Origin of the sequence: Achromobacter sp. RW408 (genome assembly GCF_003184165.1) — a bacterium.
GTDB classification, from domain to species: domain Bacteria; phylum Pseudomonadota; class Gammaproteobacteria; order Burkholderiales; family Burkholderiaceae_B; genus Achromobacter; species Achromobacter xylosoxidans.
Map to the genome: position 1 here is coordinate 1 of NZ_QHHO01000009.1, position 23,509 is coordinate 23,509.

Here is a 23,509-nt window from a genome sequence, read left to right on the forward strand (position 1 = left end):
GCGCCCGTGATCATGTTCTTGACGTAGTCAGCGTGGCCCGGGCAGTCAACGTGCGCGTAGTGGCGCGTTTCCGTTTCGTACTCGACGTGGGCCGTGTTGATCGTGATGCCGCGAGCCTTTTCTTCAGGAGCCGCGTCGATCTGGTCGTAGCCCTTGGCTTCGCCGCCGAACTTGGTCGACAGAACGGTCGTGATCGCCGCCGTCAGGGTGGTCTTGCCGTGGTCGACGTGACCGATGGTGCCGACGTTCACGTGCGGCTTGGTGCGTTCAAACTTGCCTTTTGCCATGATCTCTATCCTTTGACTTTCAAGGAAATTTCGATATTTGCCGCGCCGCCTTGTGGGCGGTCGCGGCGAGGGTTATTTACTTGGCCCGAGCGGCGATGACTTCGTCAGCGACGTTCTTGGGGGCCTCGGAGTAATGCTTGAATTCCATCGTGTACGTGGCACGACCTTGCGTCAGCGAACGCAGGTTCGTGGCGTAACCGAACATCTCGGCCAGCGGAACTTCAGCCTTGATGGTCTTGCCACCACCGACCATGTCGTCCATGCCCTGGACCATGCCGCGACGCGAGGACAGATCGCCCATCACGGTACCGGCGTAGTCTTCGGGCGTTTCGACTTCAACGGCCATCATCGGTTCGAGCAGCACGGGGCTGGCCTTGCGCATGCCTTCCTTGAACGCCATCGAGCCGGCCATCTTGAACGCGTTTTCGTTCGAGTCCACATCGTGGTACGAACCGAAGAACAGCGTGACCTTGACGTCCACGACCGGGTAACCGGCCAGGATGCCGGCAGGCAGCGTTTCCTGGATGCCCTTGTCCACCGCGGGGATGAATTCGCGAGGAACCACACCGCCCTTGATGGCGTCCACGAACTCGTAGCCGCCGCCCGGCTGGAGCGGTTCGACCTTCAGGACCACGTGACCGTACTGACCACGACCGCCCGACTGCTTGACGAACTTGCCTTCGACTTCTTCGCAGGTCTTGCGGATGGTTTCGCGGTAGGCCACCTGGGGCTTGCCGACGTTCGCTTCCACGCCGAATTCGCGCTTCATGCGGTCGACCAGAATTTCCAGGTGCAGCTCGCCCATGCCGGAAATGATGGTCTGGCCGGATTCTTCGTCGCTGCGCACGCGGAACGACGGATCTTCCTGCGCCAGGCGCGACAGCGCCAGGCCCATCTTTTCCTGGTCGGCCTTCGACTTGGGTTCGACGGCCTGCGAAATCACGGGCTCGGGGAACTCCATGCGCTCCAGCAGGATGTGCGAATCGACATCGCACAGCGTTTCGCCGGTCGTCACGTCCTTCAGGCCCACCACGGCGGCGATGTCGCCGGCCAGAACTTCCTTGATTTCCTCGCGGTTGTTCGCGTGCATCTGCAGGATGCGGCCGATACGTTCCTTCTTGCCCTTGATGGGGTTGTAGACCGTATCGCCCGACTTCAGGACGCCCGAGTAGACGCGCACGAAGGTCAACTGACCCACGAACGGATCGCTCATCAGCTTGAACGCCAGCGCCGAGAACTTCTCGTTGTCGTCAGCCTTGCGGTTGATGGCGTTGCCATCGTCGTCCTGGCCGTCGACCGGGGGAATGTCCACGGGCGAAGGCAGGTAGTCGATGACCGCGTCCAGCATGCGCTGCACGCCCTTGTTCTTGAAGGCGGTGCCGCACAGCATCGGCTGGATTTCGCCAGCGATGGTGCGTTGGCGGATGGCCAGGTTGATTTCGGCTTCGTCCAAGGAACCCGTTTCCAGGTACTTGTTCATCAGCTCTTCCGACGACTCGGCGGCGGCTTCAACCAGCTTTTCACGCCATTCGGCAGCGGTACCTTCCAGCTCGGCCGGAATGTCCTTGTAGTCGAACTTGGTGCCTTGGCTGGCTTCGTCCCAGATGATCGCCTTCATCTTGACCAGGTCGATCACGCCTTGGAACGTGTCTTCGGCGCCGATGGGGATCACGATGGGCACGGGGTTCGCGCGCAGACGCGTCTTCAGCTGGTCATAGACCTTGAAGAAGTTCGCGCCGGTACGGTCCATCTTGTTGACGAACGCCAGACGCGGCACGCCGTACTTGTTGGCTTGGCGCCACACGGTTTCGGACTGGGGCTGAACACCACCCACCGCGCAGTAGACCATGCAGGCACCGTCCAGGACGCGCATGGAACGTTCCACCTCGATGGTGAAGTCCACGTGCCCCGGGGTGTCGATGATGTTGATGCGGTGCTCGGGGTAGTTGCCGGCCATGCCACGCCAAAACGCCGTCGTAGCAGCCGACGTAATGGTGATGCCACGCTCTTGCTCTTGTTCCATCCAGTCCATGGTGGCGGCGCCATCATGCACTTCGCCAATCTTGTGATTGACGCCGGTGTAGAACAGGATACGTTCGGTCGTGGTGGTTTTCCCTGCATCGATGTGCGCAGAGATGCCAATGTTGCGATAGCGCTCGATCGGGGTTTTGCGGGCCATGGTGGGTTAGTCCTTAAATTACCAGCGGAAATGGCTGAAGGCCTTGTTGGCCTCGGCCATCTTGTGCGTGTCTTCGCGCTTCTTCATCGCGGCGCCACGACCTTCGGAGGCGTCGATCAGTTCGCCAGCAAGGCGCAGATCCATCGACTTCTCGCCACGCTTCTTGGCGGCTTCACGGAGCCAACGCATAGCCAGGGCCAGGCGGCGCACGGGGCGCACTTCAACCGGCACTTGGTAGTTGGCACCGCCAACGCGGCGGCTCTTGACTTCGACGATCGGCTTGATGTTGTTGATCGCCAGGCTGAACACCTCGATCGGCTCCTTGCCGGTCTTGGTGGCGACTTGCTCGAGGGCACCGTAGACGATGCGCTCGGCGACGGCCTTCTTGCCGTCCAGCATGACGACGTTCATGAACTTGGCGAGTTCGACGCTGCCGAACTTGGGATCGGGCAGAATCTCGCGCTTGGGTACTTCGCGACGACGGGGCATTGTTGCTTCCTTGTGTCTGTTCAGTTGAACCGTGTTTCATTACACGGCCATGGCCGTCCAATAAGACGACCCCTTACGTGCCGCGCACCTTCCTGTATTGCGGTTGGCGCGGTTGCACTTCCCTGATGACGGATGGCCGTCACTCGGGGGTACTGCTGACTCGCGTTGCGAGCCCTTAGGCCTTCTTCGGGCGCTTGGCGCCGTACTTCGAGCGGGCTTGCTTGCGATCCTTGACGCCTTGCAGGTCGAGGGAACCGCGCACGATGTGATAACGCACACCGGGCAAGTCCTTCACACGACCGCCACGCACCAGAACCACCGAGTGCTCTTGCAGGTTGTGGCCTTCACCGCCGATGTACGAAATGACTTCGTAACCGTTGGTCAGACGCACTTTGGCAACCTTACGCAGAGCGGAGTTCGGCTTCTTGGGGGTGGTGGTGTACACGCGAGTGCACACGCCGCGGCGTTGCGGGCAGTTTTCGAGCGCGGGGCTCTTGCTTTTGATGATGCTGACTTCGCGCGGCTTGCGCACGAGTTGGCTAATGGTAGGCATGACCTTTGAAATCCCTTTTACGTACCACTGGGTAAGTACTTACGTACTCGTCTCCTCGAGCAATGGACTCTTGGAGAAGGCGGCTCGCGCAAAACCGCCTCAAACGTTCAAATACGTAAAAGAGCGGGCTTGCCAACAAACCATGACAAACGCACAAACCTGATGTTTGGGAGCTGGCAGCGTCGGTCGACGGAGGCTCGTGACGCACCCCTTTGGCCTTGGGCGCTTCGCTAGCACGAAGGGCCGGACCTGTCTTCCTGGCGCTTTGACCACACGTCTTTGACCACACATGGTCGCCGCCCCTGGCATCAAACTTTGCGCGCGAATAAAGCAGTAAGCCCTTTAGCATAGCTTAGAACTTGGCGCACTGTCAAAAACTTTTGCGCGCATGGCGCGTGGGCGTGTTGCCGGCAAAAGACGGCCAGATAAGCGCAACTCGCGCCCAGGTCGGCAAAAATGGGGCCAAATTACCAACCGCCGACGGGAACGGCCGGTGCGGGATAGCACGGGGTCGCGAACCTCACGCGACGCGTGGCGCGAGCGCGGGGTCCAGGGAGCCAGGCGGCAATGGTAGCCGGTGGCGGACGATGCGGGCGGCTTACTGATCGGCGAACAGGTATCCGCTGCCGTAGACCGTGCGGATCGGCAACATCACACCGGCCAGCTCGGCCTTGCGGCGCAGGCGGCTGACGATGACGTCGATGCTGCGCGTGCCGCTGGAGCGCGAACCGCCCCCTTCCACCCGCAGCTCGTCACCCAGCTCGTTGCGGCCCACCGCCCTGCCCGCCACTTCCAGCAGCGAACGCACGATCAGCCGCTCGTTGGCGGACAGGGAAATCGTGGTGCCGGAGGGCGCCGCCAGGGTCCAGCCCTGATCGCGCAGCTCCCATTGGCCAGGCAGGGGTTCATCGGCCGCGGCGGCGTCCTGGCCGGCCGGCAGGCGGCGGGCCAGCGCCAGCAGGATGCAGGCCAGCTCTCTTGGGTCATGCGGCGGCGGCAGGCAGGCGTCGGCGCCGCTCTGCAGACAGCGCAGGCGGGTTTCCAGGGACAGATTGTTCCCCATCACCACGATACCCAGGGACGAGGAGCCGTGCAGGCGGGCGACCAGGGCATAGCCGATCTCGCCAAGCGTCCCTACATTCAGCACCACGGCATCATAGGTGCCATTGCTGAGCAGGCCGAACAATTCCAGAGAAGTCGAGCAGCCACGGGCCGAAATTCCAGCTTGAAGCAGTGCGGACACAGCGGTGTTACGTGCGGCCTCGTCCGGCGACATCATCAGTACGCGCAATTGATTCATAGGTTCTTTCCATCCCTTCTGCCTCCCCTTGCCCGGCAGACCGCGCCGGTTGGAGGAAGGTTGAGGACAGTTTGACCCGTTGTTGTGCAACAACTCCAGTCAAGATTCGTCAAGTTTGCAATGTTTGACAGTTCTTGGCACAACGTAGCCAACAGTGACGCGACGCGAGTTATCATTCCATTACACAATCCTTTCTTCTTCTTGCAGTAGGGCGCCACAGGGCGCGCTTGCGCAGCCAACCTTCGCGAGACCACGTCTGATGAAAATCGCGTCGCTGGAAGACGACCTGGACCAGGCGAAACGTATCCAGCAAGTCCTGACTGCCGCCGGATACACCTGCACCAGTTATCAGCAAAGCCGTGACCTGCTTGCCGCTTTGCGTAATGAAACGTTTGACCTGGTGCTGCTGGACTGGCACCTGCCCGATATCGACGGCGACGATGTGGTGCGCTGGTTGCGCGCCAACATCGGCCCGCGCGTTCCCGTCATCTTCCTGACCAACCGGTCCAGCGAGGACGACCTGGTGGAAGGCCTGCGCGCCGGCGCCGACGACTACATCGTCAAGCCGCTGCGGCCGCTGGAACTGCTGGCCCGCGTCGCGGCGTTGCTGCGCCGCAGCCAGATCGCCGAGCCTGCCGACGAACCGTTCGACGTCGCCAGCTATCGCGTCGACCCCGCTGCGCGCGCGATCTCGCTCGATGGCGCGCAGGTCGCGCTGGCGCCCAAGGAGTTCGAGCTCGCGTTGCTGTTCTTTCGCAACCTGGGCCGGCTCATGTCGCGCGATGTGCTGGCCGAATGCGTCTGGAATCGCGAGATTCCAGCCACCTCCCGCACGCTCGACACCCACCTGTCGAACATCCGGCAAAAGCTCCAGCTGCGCCCGGAACATGGCGTGCGCCTGAGTTCTTCCTACGCGCTCGGCTACCGGCTGGAGTTGCTGAGTCCGCCTGAAGATAGCCCGCCCCCCACGCGTTAGCGCCTGGCGGCATTACCTGGAGATTTGAAAGTCATGAGCCGCTGCCGCGCGCTTTCTTTGCTTGCCCTGCTTTCCGGCCTGCTGCTCGCCACTTCCTCGCATGGCCAGCCCGCTGGCGCGCTGGGAGACAATTTCATCTATCGCGTGCGCCAAGGCGACACGCTGATCGACATCGCTTCCACCTACACGCGCAATCAGGCCAACTGGAGTCCGCTGCAGACGCTCAACAGCGTCACCACGCCCGAGCGCCTGCCCATCGGCCTGGAGCTGCGCATCCCGTTGTCGATGATCCCCGAACGCGCCGCCGACGCGCGCGTGGTGCATGTCAGTGGCCAGGCGAACATCGACGGACAGTCGCTCAAACCCGGCGCGAGCGTGAGCGAAGGCAGCAAGGTCGTGACCGCGCCCAATGGTTTCGTGACGCTGGAATTGGCCGACGGCTCCAAGCTCACGCTGCCGGCCGACGGCGCGGTCGAATTGACGCGCCTGCGCCAGTTCGAAGGCACCAACCTGACCGATTCAGTCATCCATGTCGAGCGCGGCAGCGTCGAATCGAGTGTCGCGCCGGCCGGCCAGGGTGTAGGCCGTTTCGAAGTGCGCACGCCGGTCGCCGTCACGGGAGTGCGCGGCACGCGTTTCCGCGTGCAAAGCGGCAGCCATGGTGTCCACAGCGAAGTGCTGGAAGGCAGTGTGCGGCTGCAGCCGCACGCGCCCGGCGCCGCGCCGGCGCAACCCGTGTCGGTGGCCAAGGGCTATGGCGCAGCCATCGGCGCGGACGGCAACGTCTCGGGCGTGCGGCGGTTGCTGGCCGCGCCGCAACTCGGCCAACCCGTGCGTGCCGGCGGCGGCGTCTGGACCAGCGCATTCGAACCGGTGCCCGGCGCGCGAAGCTACCTGGTGCGCGTCGCGCGCGATGCCGACGGCACGCAGCTGGTGTCCTCGACCCGCTTTCCCACTGCCGACATCCGCTTCAGCGCCCCCGGTCCGGGCACCTTCTACGTGACGGTGCGCGCGGTCGATGAACTGGGCCTGGGCGGCCGCGACGCCATGGCCACTTTCACCGGGGTGAACCAGCTCATGACCAGCAGCGGCCTCGGGGTCGCCACCGGCACCGGCGGACTGGTGACCCTGACCGAGTACTAGGGCCCATGGCAGACGCCACCGATCCCATCGACCGGGCCTCGCGATCAGGCCTGTGGTTGACGGTGGCGCTGGCGCTGCTGGCGGCGTTGCTCGGCTGGTTCAATGGACTGGGGCGCGTCGACCAGATCCTGTATGACCGCGCCGTCGCCTTGACGGGGCGCGATATCTCGCCCGACATCGTAATCGTGGCGATCGACGACAGCAGCATCGACGCGCTGGGGCGCTGGCCCTGGCGCCGGGCGGTGCATGCGGCGCTGCTGGACCGGCTGCAAGGCGCGCGCGCGGTGGGACTGGACCTGATCTTCGCCGAACCCGACACCACCTACCCCGGTGACGACGTCATCCTTGCCGACAGTATCCGGCGCAATGGCCGCACGGTGCTGCCGGTGGTACTGGACCGGCTGATCTATCCCACGTCGATCAGCGCCCCCATCCCCGCCCTGGCCCAGGCGGCAGCCGGCAGCGGCTTCATCAACGCCAACCTCGATGCCGATGGCGTGCTGCGATCAGCGGTCCTGACGGCGCGTTTCGCCGGCCAGCGCTGGCAGCATTTCGCGCTGACCATGCTGGACGTGGGCGGGCAGGCGGACCTGGCGCAACGCCTGCTACGGCGCGCCCGGGCGGACGGCAGCATCCTGATTCCGTATGCGGGCCCGGCGGCGCATACCCGCGCCGTGTCCTATCTATCGGTCCTGCGCGGCGACGTGCCAGCGGAGCAGCTGCGCGGCAAATACGTGCTGGTGGGCGCTTGGGCCACCGGCCTGGGCGACGCGTACACCACGCCGGTATCCCACGAGGTCAGTGGCATGCCGGGCGTGGAGATCATCGCCAATTTGCTGCAGGCGGCCAACGACGACATCGCCTTCCAGCCGCCCGCCCCGTGGCTGAACGCGCTGTATTCGGCCCTGCCCGTGCTGCTGGCGTGCCTGGCGCTATGGCGCTTGTCGCCCAACCTGGCGCTGTTGGTGAACATCGCCCTGCTCGCCCTGGTGCTGCTCGTCAGCCTGTTGCTGCTGGGCCACACCTATCTGTGGTTCGCGCCCACCGCCGCGCTGGTGGGCGTGGCGTTGTGCTACCCGCTGTGGAGCTGGCGCAGCCAGGAAGCCGCGCTGCGCTACATGGACAACGAACTGCGCCGGCTGCAGCGCGAATACCCGCCGGTGCTTAACGAAGCGCGGGCGCAATCCGGCGGCCCCAGCGCATCGCTCGAAAGCCGGGTCGGTGAATTGCGGCGCGCGCTCGCGCGCGTGCGCAACCTGCGGCGGTTCCTGGCCGACGGCCTGGACGGCATGCCCGACGCCACGCTGGTGTTCGACCAGGATGGCCGCATGCAATTCCGCAACCAGGCAGCGGTGATGTATTTCCAGCGGCTGGGCATGCGGCCACCGCGGGTCGGGCACCCGGCGGTCCACCTGCTCGAGAAGACCATCGGCGACGAATCGACACGCCAGCGCGTCGCCCAAGTACTGAGCGGCCAGGGACCGATCGCCGAGCAATCCCCCTGGACTGCCGATCTGGAGGTGCGCGATCACGCCGGCCGCGACCTGATCCTGAAATGCGCGCCGATCCATACGGCCGAAGGGAATTTCGCCGGCACCGTCGCCACGTTGACCGATATCTCCGGCATCCGCCAGGCCGAGCGCCAGCGCGAGGAAACGCTGCGCTTCATCTCGCATGACATGCGGGCGCCGCAGAGTTCGATCCTGGCGCTGGTGGAGATGAAGCAGGACGGCGGGACAACGGATGGCGGGGATGAAACGCTTACCCGGATCGCCGCGCTGGCCAACCGCACGCTGCACCTGGTCGATGATTTCGTGCATTTGACGCGGGCCGAGTCGATGGCCATCAACGCGGTGGAGCTGGACCTGGGCAGCCTGCTGCAGGACGGCGTCGACGAGTTCTGGGCGGCGGCGCACAAGCGCGGCATCCGGCTGGAGGTGGCTGCGCCGCTGCCCGCCGCCTATGCGCGCGGCGACCAGACACTGCTGATGCGGGCCCTGTGCAACCTGATCGACAACGCCATCAAGTACAGCCCGGCCGGGACGCGCATCGAATGCGCCATCGACCAGGCGGCGGGATTCTGGCGGATCCACGTGCGCGACCAGGGGCAAGGCATCGCGGCACACGACCTGGCGCGATTGTTCGAGCCGTTTTCACGCGTGGGGGTGGCCTCGCGTGGCGACGTCGGCGGAGCGGGCCTGGGACTGGCCTTCGTGCGCACGGTGGCGCAACGCCATGGCGGCGAGGTCGAAGTCACCAGCGAAGCCGGCAAAGGTTCGGTGTTCACGCTGCGGTTGCCCGTTGCGCCCGAGGACGCGCCGGCGACTTGAGGCCAAGGGCGCCCCGCCCCGGGCGCTATTCAAAGACGTGGGAAATGACGGCAGGCTTGCCCGGCCTGACTTCCAGCGTGGTCCGGTATGGCGGCAGATCGGCATTGCGCAGCACCACCTGATACTTGCCGGGAATCAATCGCAGTTCCTTGACCGGCGGACTGATGCCGCGGGCCACGCCATTGATCCATACCTCGCCCCAGGGCCGGATATCGAGGCGGACCAGCACGGGAACCGGCTTGGGCTTGGGTGCTTCGTCCTGCGCCGGCGCGGCGGCTTCCGGGATCGGCGCCGTGGCGGCGGCGGCTGGCTCGGTGGGCATGGCGGGACTGGCCGGGGCTGGCGGGGCTGAGCCAACCGGCGCCTCGGCGGACGTCGCGGCCGCGGCCCCACGTTCACCTGTGGGGGCCGCCTCTGGCGCGCTGCCCTGCGCCGTGCCTGCCACCGGGACAGGCGGCGCGGGCTGGGGCGCCGGCGTCGAAGCTGGCGCCGCCGTTGAAGCCGGCGGGTCGGCCGGCGCCGTGGTCGGCACGGGCGGCACGGCAGGCGGATTGGGCTGTACCACTTCGGACCGGGTGATGAGCGAATTCGTCGTTCCGATACCCAGGCGGACCCAGGCATAGATACCCACCCCGATCAGCGCCACCAAGAGCAACAGCACCAGCAACGGCCGGCCGGCATTGCGCGGCTTGCGCACCTCTTGTGCCGCAGGCGCGACCGGCGCGGCGACATCGGCCCGGGACGCTTCGCGGGCGACGGGCGCGGCCTCGGCATAGGCCGGGATGTCGAGCATGGCGGCCAGCTCGGCCAGGGTCTGCGGCCGATCGGCCGGCAGCATGGCCAGGCCGCGATCGATCGCGCCAAGAAAGGCCGGGCTGTACTTCGTCAGGCCAAGGGACAGCAACGGCTCATAACTGTCGGTGGCGCGGCGTTCCGGCGCGGGTGGTGGCCGCAGGCCGATCACCAGCGCGTGCATCACCGCACAGAGCGCATAGACGTCGGTCCAGGGACCGCGCGGCCATTCGGCGGAGTCCGTATACAGCTCGAACGGCGCGAAGCCCGGGATCGGCGTCAACCCGGTCCGGCGCGATCGCGGCAATGCCAATTCCGGCAGCAGGTGAGCACGCGCGCCTTCGTCCATGCCGACGGTATCGAGCGAAATGTCGCCACATATTTCGCCCTGCGCATGCAGGCCCATCAGGGAGGGCAGCAGGTCCGACAGCAGCCGCTTGATGCGCGCCTCCGGCACCCCGCCCGCCGCGCTGGCGGCGATGGCGCTCAAGGGGCGCAGGGCAAGCGGCGCGGCGCCTGAGAAAGGGCTGCGCGGCGTATGCAGGCCGGCGGATGAAGACATATTCAAAATACTGCGCAACGGGCGCGAAAACGGGTTAACGGCTGATAGGCGGAATATTATCCAATCCGTTACGCAAGGACATTGCCGAAAATGTCCGAGCGCATCAGGCTGTGGCACGATAGCGTATCGCCAAATTCCTCCCTTCGCTGAAAGCCTATGAAAATTCGCCTTCTCTGCAATGTGCTCGGATCCTCGTTTGTGCTGGCCGGCTGTGCCGGCCTGCCCGCCAGCGCCCCCGACCGCGCGCCCACGCCGCAAGCGCTGGAGCAGCTACAACAGGTGCGCGACCAGTACAGCGCCGGCCACTACGGTGAAGTGATCCGCGGCGTCGCCCGTTCCGATGAGCTGGCCGCGTCCAGCAAGGCCGTGCGCATCGAGGCCTACAAGCTGCAGGCGTTCAGCTATTGCGTCAGCCGCTACGCGCAGTTGTGCGAGGACAGCTTCAGCCGCATCCTGCAGATCGATCCCAACTTCGAACTGGCGCCCAACGAGGCCGGCCATCCGGTCTGAGGTCCGGTGTTCCAGCGCGCCAAGAGCCAGGCCGCCAAATAGCGCCGCCATGGCCCGCGCGGGCAAAAAAAAGGCCGCTGATGCGAATCAGCGGCCTTTTTGCTTCTGGCCTCCCCCGCCGGACCTGCGCGGGGGGCGCACCGGACGTCGCCCTTATTCGGCGGCGTCCTCGCTGCCCAGGTCGGACGACGGGACATCGGCGTCCGAGCCCACCGTGACCGGCGAGTCTTCGAACGGGTTGGCCAGCTGGCGGGCGGCTTCGCGTTCCGCGGCCTCCAGGGCTTCCTTGTCCTTGCGGGCATGGTGGTACGCCAGGCCGGTACCGGCCGGGATCAGGCGGCCGACGATGACGTTTTCCTTCAGGCCACGCAGGTCGTCGCGCTTGCCCATGATGGCGGCTTCGGTCAGGACACGCGTGGTTTCCTGGAACGAGGCGGCCGAGATGAACGAGTCGGTCGACAGCGAGGCCTTGGTGATACCCAGCAGCACGTTTTCGTAGGTGGCCGGACGCTTGTCTTCAGCGTTGACGCGGTCGTTCTCGTTCAACAGCTCGGAGCGCTCGACCTGCTCGCCCGGGATGAACTCGGTATCGCCCGCATCGACGATGTTCACACGGCGCAGCATCTGACGAACAATCACTTCGATGTGCTTGTCGTTGATCTTCACGCCCTGCAGACGGTACACGTCCTGCACTTCGTCGACGATGTAGGTCGCCAGCTTCTCGATGCCCTGCAGGCGCAGGATGTCGTGGGGATCGGCCGGGCCGTCCACGATCATTTCGCCCTTGTTCACCACCTGGCCGTCGTGCACCAGCACCTGCTTTTCCTTCGGAATCAGGAACTCGTGGCTGACGCCTTCCAGGTCGGTGATGACCAGGCGCTGCTTGCCCTTGGTGTCCTTGCCGAACGAGACCGTGCCGGTGACGTCGGCGAGCATGCCGGCATCCTTGGGCGAACGGGCTTCGAACAGTTCGGCCACGCGCGGCAGACCGCCGGTAATGTCGCGGGTCTTTTGCGATTCCTGCGGAATACGCGCCAGGACTTCGCCCACGGCAACCTGCTGGCCATCACGCACAGTGATCAGCGCGCCGACCGGGAACGAGATGTTCACCGAGTGATCGGTGCCGGCGATCTTGACGTCTTCGCCGTTCTCGTTGACCAGCTTGATCTGCGGACGCATGACGATCTTGCCGCCACGGGTCTTGGGCGTGATGACGACGAGCGTCGACAGGCCGGTGACTTCGTCCACCTGCTTGGCCACGGTCACGCCTTCCTCGATGTTCTCGAAGCGGACGGCGCCACCATATTCCGACACGATCGGACGGGTCAGCGGATCCCACGTCGCCAGGCGCGCGCCGGCCTTCACGGCCTCGCCGTCGCCCACCAGCACGGTCGCGCCGTACGGGATCTTGTGGCGTTCGCGTTCGCGGCCGTTGTCGTCGAAGATCGCCAGTTCGCCCGAGCGCGAGATCGCGACGCGTTCGCCCTTGGCGTTGGTGACGTAGCGCATGGTGCTGGCAAAGCCGACCACGCCGCTGGACTTGGTTTCCACCGCGCTGGCCAGGGCCGAACGCGACGCCGCGCCACCGATGTGGAACGTACGCATCGTCAGCTGCGTGCCCGGTTCACCGATGGACTGGGCGGCGATGACGCCAACCGCTTCGCCCTGGTTCACCGAAGTGCCGCGGCCGAGGTCACGGCCATAGCAGTGCGCGCACAGGCCGTGGCGCGTTTCGCAGGTCAGCGGCGTGCGGACCTTGACTTCGTCCACGCCGATGCGGTCGATCATGTCAACCATGTCTTCGTCCAGCAGGGTGCCGGCGGTGATGGCCGTTTCCTGCGTGTCCGGGTTGACGATGTCGATGGCAGCCACGCGGCCCAGGATACGGTCGCGCAGCGGCTCGATGACTTCACCGCCTTCCACCAGGGCCTTCATGTTGTAGCCCTGCGACGTGCCGCAATCGTCCTCGGTGATCACCAGGTCCTGCGTCACGTCGACCAGACGACGGGTCAGGTAGCCCGAGTTCGCGGTCTTCAGTGCCGTGTCGGCCAGACCCTTACGCGCGCCGTGAGTCGAGATGAAGTACTGAAGCACGTTCAGGCCTTCACGGAAGTTCGCGGTAATGGGCGTCTCGATGATCGAGCCGTCCGGCTTGGCCATCAGGCCGCGCATGCCGGCCAGCTGGCGGATCTGGGCGGCCGAACCGCGGGCGCCCGAGTCAGCCATCATGTAGATGGAGTTGAACGACTCCTGGCGCACTTCCTCGCCGTGACGGTTGATCACGGGTTCGGTGGCCAGTTGTTCCATCATCGCCTTGCCGACCTTGTCGCCGGCCTTGCCCCAGATGTCCACCACGTTGTTGTAGCGTTCCTGGGACGTGACCAGACCCGACGAGTACTGCTTGTCGATTTCCTTCACTTCACGGCTGGCTTCGGCCAGGATGCCTTCCTTGGCCGACGGGATCAGCATGTCGCCCATGGCGATCGAGATACCGCCGCGGGTGGCCAGGCGGAAGCCCGACTGCATCAGCTTGTCGGCGAAGATCACCGTGTCGCGCAGGCCGCAACGGCGGAACGACTGGTTGATCAGGCGCGAGATTTCCTTCTTCTTCAGCGCCTTGTTCAGGACGGTGAAGGGCAGGCCCTTGGGCAGGATCTCGGACAGCAGCGCGCGGCCGACGGTGGTTTCGTGGCGGCGGATCACCGGCTGCCATTCGCCATTCTCGTCACGCTCGTGTTCCTTCAGGCGCACGGTGATGCGGCTTTGCAGCTCGACTTCGCCGTTGTCGTAGGCGCGTTGCACTTCGGCCACGTCGGTGAAGAAGATGCCCTCGCCCTTGCCGTTGATGCGCTCGCGCGTCGTGTAGTACAGGCCCAGCACGATGTCCTGGGACGGCACGATCGACGGTTCGCCGTTGGCCGGGAACAGCACGTTGTTCGAAGCCAGCATCAGCGTGCGCGCTTCGAGCTGGGCTTCCAGCGACAGCGGCACGTGGACGGCCATCTGGTCACCGTCGAAGTCGGCGTTGAACGCCGCGCAGACCAGCGGGTGCAGCTGGATGGCCTTGCCTTCGATCAGCACCGGTTCGAACGCCTGGATGCCCAAACGGTGCAGCGTGGGCGCACGGTTCAGCATGACCGGGTGTTCGCGGATGACTTCTTCCAGGATGTCCCAGACCACCGGTTCCTGGCTTTCCACCAGCTTCTTGGCGGCCTTGATGGTCGTGGCCAGGCCCATCATCTCCAGGCGATTGAAGATGAACGGCTTGAACAGTTCCAGGGCCATCAGCTTGGGCAGGCCGCACTGGTGCAGCTTGAGCTGCGGACCCACCACGATGACCGAACGGCCCGAGTAGTCGACGCGCTTGCCCAGCAGGTTCTGACGGAAACGACCGCTCTTGCCCTTGATCATGTCGGCCAGGGACTTGAGCTGGCGCTTGTTGGCGCCGGTCATGGCCTTGCCGCGGCGACCGTTGTCCAGCAGCGAGTCGACCGCTTCCTGCAGCATGCGCTTTTCATTGCGCAGGATGATTTCAGGAGCCTTCAGCTCCAGCAGGCGCTTCAGACGGTTGTTGCGGTTGATAACGCGGCGGTACAGGTCGTTCAGGTCGGAGGTCGCGAAACGGCCGCCGTCCAGCGGCACCAGCGGACGCAGGTCCGGCGGCAGCACGGGCAGCACTTCCATGACCATCCACTCGGCCTTGATGCCGGACTTCTGGAAGCCTTCCAGCACCTTCAGGCGCTTGGAGATCTTCTTGATCTTGGCTTCCGAGCTGGTGGCCTTCAGTTCGCCGCGCAGCGTTTCCACTTCGCGGTCGATGTCGATGGTGCGCAGCAGTTCGCGCACGGCTTCGGCGCCCATCAGGGCACGGAAGTCGTCGCCGTATTCTTCGGTCTTGGCCAGGAAATCGTCATCCGACATGATCTGGCCGCGCTTGAGCGGCGTCATGCCGGGTTCGATCACGCACCAGGCTTCGAAGTACAGGACGCGTTCGATGTCGCGCAGGGTCATGTCGAGCACCATGCCCAGACGCGACGGCAGGCTCTTCAGGAACCAGATGTGCGCGACGGGGCTGGCCAGCTCGATGTGGCCCATGCGCTCACGGCGAACCTTGGCAACGGTAACTTCAACGCCGCACTTCTCGCAGATCACGCCACGGTGCTTCAGGCGCTTGTACTTGCCGCACAGGCACTCGTAGTCCTTGATCGGGCCGAAGATCTTGGAGCAGAACAGACCGTCACGCTCGGGCTTGAACGTGCGGTAGTTGATGGTCTCGGGCTTGCGAACTTCGCCGTAGGACCACGAACGGATCTTCTCGGGCGAGGCGATGCCGATCTTGATGGCATCGAATTGCTCGTCTTGCGAGACTTGCTTAAAGAGGTCGAGTAGCGCTTTCATTAGTTACGCTCCAAATCCATGTCCAGGGCCAACGAGCGGATTTCCTTGACCAGCACGTTGAACGATTCCGGCATGCCGGCATCGATGACGTGATCGCCCTTGACGATGTTTTCGTATACCTTGGTGCGGCCGGTGATGTCGTCGGACTTCACCGTCAGCATTTCCTGCAGGGTGTAGGCGGCGCCGTAGGCTTCCAGCGCCCACACTTCCATTTCCCCGAAACGCTGGCCACCGAACTGCGCCTTGCCGCCCAGCGGCTGCTGGGTCACGAGCGAGTACGGGCCGGTCGAACGCGCGTGCATCTTGTCGTCGACCAAGTGGTGCAGCTTCAGGTAGTGCATGTAGCCGACGGTGACCGGACGCTCGAACTTCTCGCCGGTGCGGCCGTCGTACAGCCACGCCTGCGTGCGCGAGGGCGTCAGCGCCATGCGCTTGGCGACGTCGTCCGGATAGGCCAGTTCCAGCATCTTGGTGATTTCCTCTTCGGTCGCGCCGTCGAAGACGGGCGTCGCGAACGGCACGCCGTTCTTGAGGTTCTGGGCCATTTCCATGACTTCTTCGTCGGTCAGCTCGTCGATGCGCGCGCCGGTGCCGGTCGTGTTGTAGACCTTGTCCAGGTAAGCACGGACGTTCTTGACCTGCGCGGTGCGCTCGTCGCGCAGCATGTCGGCGATGCGGTGACCCACGCCCTTGGCAGCCCAGCCCAAGTGCACTTCCAGCACCTGGCCCACGTTCATCCGCGAGGGCACGCCCAGCGGGTTCAGAACGATGTCGGCCGGCGTGCCGTCAGCCATGTGCGGCATGTCTTCCACCGGCGTGATGCGCGAGACCACGCCCTTGTTGCCGTGACGGCCTGCCATCTTGTCGCCAGGCTGCAGACGACGCTTCACGGCCAGGTAGACCTTGATCATCTTCAGCACGCCCGGGGGCAGCTCGTCGCCCTGCGTCAGCTTCTTGCGCTTCTCTTCGAAGGCCAGGTCGAACTGGTGACGCTTCTGCTCGAGCGATTCCTTGGCCTGCTCCAGCACCACGGCGTGGGGCTCGTCGGCCAGGCGGATGTCGAACCACTGCCAGCGATCCAGGTCGGCCAGGTAGGCCTTGGTGATCGTCGCGCCCTTGGCCAGCTTGCGCGGGCCGCCGTTGACGGTCTTGCCGACCAGCATCTTCTCGATACGGTCGAACTGGTCGTTTTCAACGATGCGCAGCTGGTCGTTCAGGTCTTGGCGATAGCGGCGCAGTTCATCGTCGATGATGGACTGGGCGCGCTTGTCGCGCACGATGCCTTCGCGGGTGAACACCTGCACGTCGATCACGGTGCCGGTCATGCCCGAAGGCACGCGCAGCGACGTGTCCTTAACGTCGGACGCCTTTTCACCGAAGATGGCGCGCAGCAGCTTTTCTTCCGGCGTCAGCTGGGTCTCGCCCTTGGGCGTGACCTTGCCGACCAGCACGTCGTCGGCGCTGACTTCGGCGCCGATGTAGGTGATGCCGGAATCGTCCAGGCGGTTCAGTTGCGTCTCGGCCAGGTTGCTGATGTCGCGCGTGATTTCTTCCGGACCCAGCTTGGTGTCACGGGCAACGACCGTCAGTTCCTCGATGTGCACCGAGGTGTAGCGGTCATCGGCCACGACCTTTTCGGAGATCAGGATCGAGTCTTCGAAGTTGTAGCCGTTCCAGGGCATGAACGCGATCAGCATGTTCTGGCCCAGGGCGAGTTCGCCCAGGTCCGTCGATGCGCCGTCGGCCAGCACGTCACCCTTGGCGACACGGTCGCCGCGCTTGACGATGGGACGCTGGTTGATGTTCGTGTTCTGGTTGGAACGCGTGTACTTGATCAGGTTGTAGATGTCGACACCGACTTCGCCGGCGACGTTTTCTTCGTCGTTCACGCGGATCACCACGCGCTCGGCGTCGACGTGGTCGACCAGGCCGCCACGCAGCGCCTGCACGGTGGTGCCCGAGTCAACGGCCACGGTGCGCTCGATACCCGTGCCCACGACCGGCTTTTCCGGACGCAGGCAAGGCACGGCCTGACGTTGCATGTTGGCACCCATCAGCGCGCGGTTCGCGTCGTCGTGCTCCAGGAACGGAATCAGCGAGGCGGCGACCGACACGATCTGCGACGGGGCCACGTCCATGTAGTGCACGTTGGCCGGGGCGGTCAGCATGGTTTCGCCGGCTTCACGGCAAGCCACCAGGTCGTCCACGAACTTGCCTTCCTCGTCCAGCGCGGCGTTGGCCTGCGCGATGACGTAGTGGCTTTCTTCGATGGCCGACAGGTAGTCGATCTGGTCGCTGACGCGGCCGTCGACGATCTTGCGGTAAGGCGTTTCCAGGAAGCCGTACTCGTTCAGGCGAGCGTACAGCGCCATGGAGTTGATCAGGCCGATGTTCGGGCCTTCCGGCGTTTCGATCGGGCAGACGCGGCCGTAGTGGGTCGGGTGCACGTCACGCACTTCGAAGCCGGCGCGCTCGCGGGTCAGACCGCCCGGGCCCAGTGCCGAAACACGACGCTTGTGCGTGATTTCCGACAGCGGGTTGGTCTGGTCCATGAACTGCGACAGCTGGCTCGAACCGAAGAACTCCTTGATGGCGGCCGAGATCGGCTTGGAGTTGATCAGGTCGTGCGGCATCAGGTTTTCGGTCTCGGCCTGGCCCAGACGTTCCTTGACGGCGCGTTCGACGCGCACGAGGCCGGCGCGGAACTGGTTCTCGGCCAGTTCGCCAACGCAACGCACGCGGCGGTTGCCCAGGTGATCGATGTCGTCGATCTGGCCACGGCCGTTACGCAGCTCGACCAGCACCTTGATGGTTTCAAGGATGTCTTCGTTGGTCAGCGTCATCGGGCCGGTGATGTCCTCACCACGGCCCAGGCGGCTGTTGACCTTCATGCGACCGACGCGCGACAGGTCGTACGTTTCTTCGCTGTAGAACAGGCGCTGGAACAGCGCTTCCACCGCTTCTTCGGTGGGCGGTTCGCCAGGACGCATCATGCGGTAGATGGCAACGCGCGCGGCCATCTGGTCGGCGGTTTCATCGGTGCGCAGCGTTTGCGAAATGTACGGGCCGCGATCCAGGTCGTTCGTGTAGAGCGTCTGGATGTCGTGCACGTTGGCGGCGCGCAGGGCGCCCAGCACGCTTTCGGTGATCTCGTCGTTGGCGTTGGCGATGACTTCGCCGGTATCGGCGTCAACGATGTTCTTGGCCAGCACGCGGCCGTACAGGAAGTCTTCCGGCACGGAGATGCGCTGGATGCCGCCGGCAGCCAGGTCGCGCAGGTGCTTGGCGTTGATACGCTTGTCTTTCTCGACGATGACCTTGCCCGAACGGTCCGCGATGTCGAAGCGGGCCATTTCGCCCTTCCAACGCTCGGGCACGAATTCCATCATGGCGCCTTCGCTCTTCAACTCGAAGTTGTCGAAGTCGAAGAAGTTGGCCAGGATCGATTCCGGCGTCATGCCGATGGCCTTGCACAGGATCGTGACAGGCATCTTGCGGCGACGGTCGACGCGGAAGAACAGGATGTCCTTGGGGTCGAATTCGAAATCCAGCCACGAACCGCGGTAGGGAATCACGCGGGCCGAGAACAGCAGCTTGCCCGAGCTGTGCGTCTTGCCGCGGTCGTGCTCGAAGAACACGCCAGGCGAGCGGTGCAGCTGCGAGACGATGACACGTTCGGTGCCGTTGATGACGAACGAACCGGTGCCGGTCATGAGCGGAATCTCGCCCATGTAGACTTCCTGTTCCTTCACTTCCTTGACGGTGGGCTTGCTGACTTCGCGGTCAAGCAGCACCAGGCGGACCTTGGCTCGCAGGGGCGAGGCATAGGTCAGGCCACGTTGCTGACATTCCTTGACATCGAACACCGGTTCGCCGAGCACATAGCTCACGAACTCCAAGCGCGCCATACCGTTGTGACTAACGATCGGGAAAATCGACGAAAACGCCGCCTGCAAACCGTCGGCTACGCGATCGGACGGGGCGGTATCCGCCTGCAGGAAAGTTAGGTAGGATTGAAGCTGAGTCGCCAAAAGGAAGGGAACGTTTTGAACGTCTTCACGCTTGGCGAAGCTTTTGCGGATGCGCTTTTTTTCGGTGTACGAGTAAGGCATGAGCACTCCGACTCGAGGTTGCATGGGCCGTCAACCACGGCCCCAGGTGATACGACTCCAGGAAACCCCTCTGGAAAGGGCATGACCCCAGCAGGGGTTTCCTGGAAACGCAAAAGCCCGGGGACGGCAAATTGCGCTGTCCCCGGGCAAGTTGACGCAGGTCTTATTTGACTTCGACCTTGGCGCCAGCTTCTTCCAGCTTCTTCTTGGCGGCTTCGGCGTCAGCCTTGGCAACGCCTTCCTTGACGGGCTTCGGAGCGCCGTCGACCAGGTCCTTGGCTTCCTTCAGGCCCAGACCGGTCAGCTCGCGCACGGCCTTGATGACGGAAACCTTGTTGGCGCCGGCTTCAGCCAGGACAACGGTGAACTCGGTCTGCTCTTCAGCAGCGGCGGCGGCGCCACCAGCGGCGGGAGCAGCGACAGCGACAGCGGCGGCAGCAGCCGACACGCCGAACTTCTCTTCCATTTCCTTGATCAGCTCGGACAGTTCGAGCACGGTCATGCCAGCGATGGCGTCAAGGATTTCAGCTTTGTTAAGTGCCATTTTTAAGAACTCCAAATATTGGGTAATGCCAGGGTTTGGGTGTCGCTCGGTCGTTCAGCGAATTTCCGTGAAGGGCGGGGATTAAGCCGCGGCCTTCTGGTCGCGCACGGCGGCGAGGCCACGGGCGAACTTGGTCGGAACTTCGTTGAGCGTACGCACGAATTGCGCGATGGGGGCTTGCATGGTGCCCAGCAGTTTCGACAGCAACTCTTCGCGCGAGGGCATGGTGGCCAGGGCCTTCACGCCTTCTTGGTTCAGCAGGCTGTTGGGCAGAGCGCCCGCCTTGATGACCAGCTTGTCGTTGCTTTTCGCGAAACCTGCGAGGACCTTGGCCGCCGTAACCGGATCAGCGCTGATGCCATAGATCAGCGGACCGGTCAGTTGCTCGGCCAACGGCTCGAAAGCCGTGCCGGCAACAGCACGACGGGCCAGCGAGTTCTTCAGAACACGCAGATACACGCCCGATTCACGCGCAGTTTTGCGCAGTACGGTGACAGAGGCGACGTCCAGACCACGGTACTCGGCGATAACAATCGATTGCGCCTTGGCCACTTCGGCCGAGACTTCCTCGATTACCACCGCTTTCTCTTGACGATTGAGACTCACGGTTTGAACACTCCATCAAAAGACGCCTGGGGCCGGAGCCTTGCGCGTCAACCGAATGCGGCGCCTGGTCGAGTTCTTCGGGTAAAGAAATCTTCCTGGGGACGCCGTCTACGCTGGATCCGAACTTTGCGAGCTTCGGGATTAAGCGGGGCGGCGGGATAGTGCTTCCACCGACCTGCTCCAGCGGTCTTTGACAGCAGCATCCGGAGGAATCCGGATGCGGCCCAAAGTACGTTTACAGCTGTTGGCTTAGTTGGTAGCCGACAGCGAGGCAATTTCCACGCGCGCACCGCCGCCCATCGTGGACGAAACGGCCAGCTTGCGCAGGTAAATGCCCTTGGCAGCGGCGGGACGAGCCTTTTGCAGGGCGTCGACCAGAGCGGCCAGGTTGGTTTGCAGCTGTTCCACGCCGAACGACGCGCGGCCGATCGTGGCGTGGATGATGCCGGCCTTGTCGGTGCGGTACTGAACCTGACCGGCCTTGGCGTTCTTGACGGCGGTGGCGACGTCGGGGGTCACGGTGCCGACCTTCGGGTTCGGCATCAGGCCACGCGGGCCCAGGATCTGACCCAGGGCGCCGACGACACGCATCGTGTCGGGCGAGGCGATGACCACGTCGAAGTCCATCTGACCGGCCTTGATCTGGTCAGCCAGGTCGTCCAGGCCGACGATGTCGGCGCCGGCGGCCTTGGCGGCCTCGGCCTTGTCGCCTTGGGCGAACACGGCGACGCGGACCGACTTGCCGGTGCCGGCGGGCAGCACGACCGAGCCGCGAACCAGTTGGTCCGACTTCTTCGGGTCGATGCCCAGCTGCACGGCCACGTCAATCGATTCGTTGAACTTGGCGACAGCGGTTTCCTTGACCAGGGTCAGGGCTTCGGCGACCGGGTACAGCTTGGTGCGGTCGATCTTTTGCGCAATGGCGGCGGCGCGCTTGCTCAGTTTTGCCATGATTAGATCCCCTCAACCGTGATGCCCATGCTGCGGGCGCTGCCAGCGATCGTGCGGACGGCGGCGTCCAGATCGGCGGCGGTCAGATCGGGGCCCTTGGCCTTGGCGATTTCTTCAGCTTGCGCGCGGGTCAGCGTGCCGACCTTGTCGGTATGCGGCTTGGACGAACCCTTTTGCACGCCGGCGGCCTTCTTGATGAGGACCGTCGCGGGCGGGGTCTTCATGATGAAGGTGAAGCTCTTGTCGGCGAAAGCGGTGATCACCACCGGAATCGGCAGACCAGGCTCCATGCCTTGGGTCTTGGCGTTGAACGCCTTGCAGAATTCCATGATGTTCAGGCCACGCTGACCCAGGGCCGGGCCAATCGGGGGGGAGGGGTTAGCCTTACCAGCCGGCACTTGCAGCTTGATAAAGCCGACGATCTTCTTCGCCATGCTTTGCTCCTTGCGGGTTATATCGCCCTAGCGCGCGGCCAGGGCTCCCCGGGGGTTGAAATCAGGTCTTTTCGACCTGGCTGAAATCCAGTTCGACGGGGGTGGCACGACCGAAGATCGTGACAGACACGCGAACCTTGCTCTTTTCGTAGTTGACTTCTTCGACGTTGCCGTTGAAGTCCGCAAACGGACCTTCCTTGACCCGAACCATCTCGCCCACTTCGAACAGGATCTTGGGGCGGGGTTTCTCGACGCCCTCTTCCATCTGGGAGAGGATCTTTTCGACTTCCTTTTCGGAAATCGGGGTCGGACGATTGCCCGAGCCACCCAAAAAGCCGGTGACGCGGTTGGTGTTCTTGACCAGGTGCCACGTTTCGTCGGTCAGGTCCATTTCAACCAGGACATAACCGGGGAAAATGCGGCGCTCGGTGATCGACTTCTGGCCACCCTTGACCTCGACGACTTCCTCGGAGGGCACAAGAATGCGGCCGAAAGACGTTTGCAGGCCCGCGCGCTCGATGCGCTCGTTCAGGGCCTTGTGTACGCTTTTTTCCATGCCGGAGTACACATGGACGACATACCAACGCTTACTCATTCGCCGTCCTTATTTCCAGCCCAACAACAGGCCGTAGAGAATCCATTCGATGCCCTTGTCGAGCACCCACATGAAAATGCCCATGACCGCCACGAACGCGAAAACGATGCCCGTCATCTGGGTCGTTTCCTTGCGGGTCGGCCACGACACACGCTTGACTTCGTTGTAGGACTCGCTGGCAAAGCTCAGGGTGCGACGGCCGGGTTCGCTGAACCAGGCGATCACGGCTGCGATCACGAGGCCGCCGACAAAGACGCCGATACGGGCAGGCATCGGTTGCGCGCTGAGCACGGAAAACCCGACGATGCCAGCAATAACGACAAGAACCGCCAGCCCGAGCTTGACCCGGTCGGCGGTACTGGTTACGGTTTCTACGCTGGTATTAGACATATTGCGACGCGAGCCGCCGTGAATGCGTAACTCGCGATGATCTCCCGCGGGTTTATCCTGGCGGTGGCAGGGGCAGTAGGAATCGAACCTACAACCTTCGGTTTTGGAGACCGACGCTCTGCCAATTGAGCTATGCCCCTAAAACTCACACATCACTACACGTGCACTACACTTTCGCCGTTCCAGCCAGGCCGCCACGCGTAGCGGCTTGCGGAACCAAACATCATACTACTTTTACAGCAAAGATGGATAGAGGGGCTTGAGAGCCCACTCTACCCATCCGGGTATGCTTACTTCAGGATCTTGGCGACGACGCCGGCGCCGACGGTACGACCGCCTTCACGGATGGCGAAACGCA

Annotated in this window: 18 protein-coding genes, 1 tRNA gene and 1 pseudogene; 4 read left to right on the forward strand and 16 right to left on the reverse strand. The window is 63.9% G+C overall.

The annotated features are described in order from the left end of the window. The 5 genes from DK459_RS01660 to DK459_RS01680 form a co-directional block, all read right to left on the reverse strand. Nucleotides 1-287: GTP-binding protein (locus DK459_RS01660; RefSeq protein ID WP_233256742.1), on the reverse strand; the 287-nt coding region annotated here is incomplete at its 3' end. 76 nt (nt 288-363) lie between these two features. Continuing rightward, nucleotides 364-2,466, reverse strand: coding sequence for an elongation factor G (fusA, locus tag DK459_RS01665; protein ID WP_020925816.1), 2,103 nt, complete (start codon nt 2,464-2,466; stop codon nt 364-366). Between the two features lie 18 nt (nt 2,467-2,484). Continuing rightward, nucleotides 2,485-2,955 (reverse strand): 30S ribosomal protein S7, encoded by a 471-nt coding sequence (rpsG, locus tag DK459_RS01670; RefSeq protein WP_006389600.1) that lies wholly within the window; start codon nt 2,953-2,955, stop codon nt 2,485-2,487. Nucleotides 2,956-3,130: 175 nt separating this feature from the next. After that, entirely contained in the window at nt 3,131-3,508 is a 378-nt protein-coding gene (rpsL, locus tag DK459_RS01675) for a 30S ribosomal protein S12 (RefSeq protein WP_005017264.1), read from the reverse strand. A gap of 598 nt (nt 3,509-4,106) precedes the next feature. Further along, nucleotides 4,107-4,808, reverse strand: a complete 702-nt coding sequence (locus tag DK459_RS01680) for a response regulator transcription factor (protein WP_006389599.1) — start codon at nt 4,806-4,808, stop codon at nt 4,107-4,109. A gap of 259 nt (nt 4,809-5,067) precedes the next feature. Here DK459_RS01680 and DK459_RS01685 point away from each other — a divergent pair, with 259 nt between their 5' ends. Genes DK459_RS01685 through DK459_RS01695 form a run of 3 tightly spaced genes read left to right on the forward strand, consistent with a single transcriptional unit; the run spans nt 5,068 to nt 9,257 of the window. Then, complete coding sequence (locus tag DK459_RS01685) at nt 5,068-5,784, forward strand: response regulator transcription factor (RefSeq protein WP_006389598.1); 717 nt, start codon at nt 5,068-5,070, stop codon at nt 5,782-5,784. Between the two features lie 33 nt (nt 5,785-5,817). Beyond that, nucleotides 5,818-6,927 (forward strand): FecR domain-containing protein, encoded by a 1,110-nt coding sequence (locus DK459_RS01690; RefSeq protein ID WP_035184170.1) that lies wholly within the window; start codon nt 5,818-5,820, stop codon nt 6,925-6,927. 5 nt (nt 6,928-6,932) lie between these two features. After that, a complete protein-coding gene (locus DK459_RS01695; RefSeq protein ID WP_110134424.1) occupies nt 6,933-9,257 on the forward strand; it encodes a CHASE2 domain-containing protein in 2,325 nt (774 codons plus the stop codon). Between the two features lie 25 nt (nt 9,258-9,282). Here the strand turns inward: DK459_RS01695 and DK459_RS01700 are convergent, their stop codons facing one another. Next, entirely contained in the window at nt 9,283-10,611 is a 1,329-nt protein-coding gene (locus DK459_RS01700) for a hypothetical protein (protein WP_024070787.1), read from the reverse strand. Nucleotides 10,612-10,767: 156 nt separating this feature from the next. Between DK459_RS01700 and DK459_RS01705 the strand changes: the two genes are divergently transcribed. Next, entirely contained in the window at nt 10,768-11,121 is a 354-nt protein-coding gene (locus DK459_RS01705) for a TssQ family T6SS-associated lipoprotein (RefSeq protein WP_110134425.1), read from the forward strand. A gap of 153 nt (nt 11,122-11,274) precedes the next feature. Here the strand turns inward: DK459_RS01705 and rpoC are convergent, their stop codons facing one another. From rpoC to DK459_RS01755, 10 genes and pseudogenes are all read right to left on the reverse strand, one after another. Then, entirely contained in the window at nt 11,275-15,519 is a 4,245-nt protein-coding gene (rpoC, locus tag DK459_RS01710) for a DNA-directed RNA polymerase subunit beta' (protein WP_006389592.1), read from the reverse strand. Further along, on the reverse strand, nt 15,519-19,631 hold the full coding sequence (gene rpoB / locus DK459_RS01715) for a DNA-directed RNA polymerase subunit beta (RefSeq protein WP_006389591.1): 4,113 nt from the start codon (nt 19,629-19,631) through the stop codon (nt 15,519-15,521). The genes rpoC and rpoB overlap by 1 nt, the downstream gene beginning before the upstream one ends. A gap of 163 nt (nt 19,632-19,794) precedes the next feature. Next, on the reverse strand, nt 19,795-20,175 hold the full coding sequence (gene rplL / locus DK459_RS01720; RefSeq protein ID WP_006389590.1) for a 50S ribosomal protein L7/L12: 381 nt from the start codon (nt 20,173-20,175) through the stop codon (nt 19,795-19,797). Nucleotides 20,176-20,256: 81 nt separating this feature from the next. After that, nucleotides 20,257-20,781: a 50S ribosomal protein L10 gene (rplJ, locus tag DK459_RS01725; protein WP_006389589.1), complete on the reverse strand. Its 525-nt coding sequence runs from the start codon at nt 20,779-20,781 to the stop codon at nt 20,257-20,259. Nucleotides 20,782-21,030: 249 nt separating this feature from the next. After that, nucleotides 21,031-21,732 carry a 50S ribosomal protein L1 gene (rplA, locus tag DK459_RS01730; protein ID WP_006389588.1) on the reverse strand — a complete coding sequence of 234 codons (702 nt, stop codon included), beginning with the start codon at nt 21,730-21,732 and terminating at the stop codon, nt 21,031-21,033. A gap of 2 nt (nt 21,733-21,734) precedes the next feature. After that, the gene (gene rplK / locus DK459_RS01735; RefSeq protein WP_006389587.1) at nt 21,735-22,166 is read right to left on the reverse strand and encodes a 50S ribosomal protein L11; all 432 of its coding nucleotides are present in this window, start codon (nt 22,164-22,166) and stop codon (nt 21,735-21,737) included. Between the two features lie 61 nt (nt 22,167-22,227). Further along, complete coding sequence (gene nusG, locus DK459_RS01740; protein WP_006389586.1) at nt 22,228-22,761, reverse strand: transcription termination/antitermination protein NusG; 534 nt, start codon at nt 22,759-22,761, stop codon at nt 22,228-22,230. Nucleotides 22,762-22,770: 9 nt separating this feature from the next. Continuing rightward, nucleotides 22,771-23,151 carry a preprotein translocase subunit SecE gene (gene secE / locus DK459_RS01745; RefSeq protein WP_006389585.1) on the reverse strand — a complete coding sequence of 127 codons (381 nt, stop codon included), beginning with the start codon at nt 23,149-23,151 and terminating at the stop codon, nt 22,771-22,773. A gap of 64 nt (nt 23,152-23,215) precedes the next feature. Further along, a tRNA-Trp gene (locus DK459_RS01750) sits at nt 23,216-23,291 on the reverse strand. 150 nt (nt 23,292-23,441) lie between these two features. Continuing rightward, nucleotides 23,442-23,509, reverse strand: a pseudogene (locus DK459_RS01755) (elongation factor Tu); the annotation flags it as partial.

Coding starts and splice junctions, on each gene's coding strand:
- fusA (WP_020925816.1), bottom strand. CDS start 2,466: ATGGCCCGCAAAACCCCGATCGAGCGCTATCGCAACATTGGCATCTCT.
- rpsG (WP_006389600.1), bottom strand. CDS start 2,955: ATGCCCCGTCGTCGCGAAGTACCCAAGCGCGAGATTCTGCCCGATCCC.
- rpsL (WP_005017264.1), bottom strand. CDS start 3,508: ATGCCTACCATTAGCCAACTCGTGCGCAAGCCGCGCGAAGTCAGCATC.
- DK459_RS01680 (WP_006389599.1), bottom strand. CDS start 4,808: ATGAATCAATTGCGCGTACTGATGATGTCGCCGGACGAGGCCGCACGT.
- DK459_RS01685 (WP_006389598.1), top strand. CDS start 5,068: ATGAAAATCGCGTCGCTGGAAGACGACCTGGACCAGGCGAAACGTATC.
- DK459_RS01690 (WP_035184170.1), top strand. CDS start 5,818: ATGAGCCGCTGCCGCGCGCTTTCTTTGCTTGCCCTGCTTTCCGGCCTG.
- DK459_RS01695 (WP_110134424.1), top strand. CDS start 6,933: ATGGCAGACGCCACCGATCCCATCGACCGGGCCTCGCGATCAGGCCTG.
- DK459_RS01700 (WP_024070787.1), bottom strand. CDS start 10,611: ATGTCTTCATCCGCCGGCCTGCATACGCCGCGCAGCCCTTTCTCAGGC.
- DK459_RS01705 (WP_110134425.1), top strand. CDS start 10,768: ATGAAAATTCGCCTTCTCTGCAATGTGCTCGGATCCTCGTTTGTGCTG.
- rpoC (WP_006389592.1), bottom strand. CDS start 15,519: ATGAAAGCGCTACTCGACCTCTTTAAGCAAGTCTCGCAAGACGAGCAA.
- rpoB (WP_006389591.1), bottom strand. CDS start 19,631: ATGCCTTACTCGTACACCGAAAAAAAGCGCATCCGCAAAAGCTTCGCC.
- rplL (WP_006389590.1), bottom strand. CDS start 20,175: ATGGCACTTAACAAAGCTGAAATCCTTGACGCCATCGCTGGCATGACC.
- rplA (WP_006389588.1), bottom strand. CDS start 21,732: ATGGCAAAACTGAGCAAGCGCGCCGCCGCCATTGCGCAAAAGATCGAC.
- rplK (WP_006389587.1), bottom strand. CDS start 22,166: ATGGCGAAGAAGATCGTCGGCTTTATCAAGCTGCAAGTGCCGGCTGGT.
- nusG (WP_006389586.1), bottom strand. CDS start 22,761: ATGAGTAAGCGTTGGTATGTCGTCCATGTGTACTCCGGCATGGAAAAA.
- secE (WP_006389585.1), bottom strand. CDS start 23,151: ATGTCTAATACCAGCGTAGAAACCGTAACCAGTACCGCCGACCGGGTC.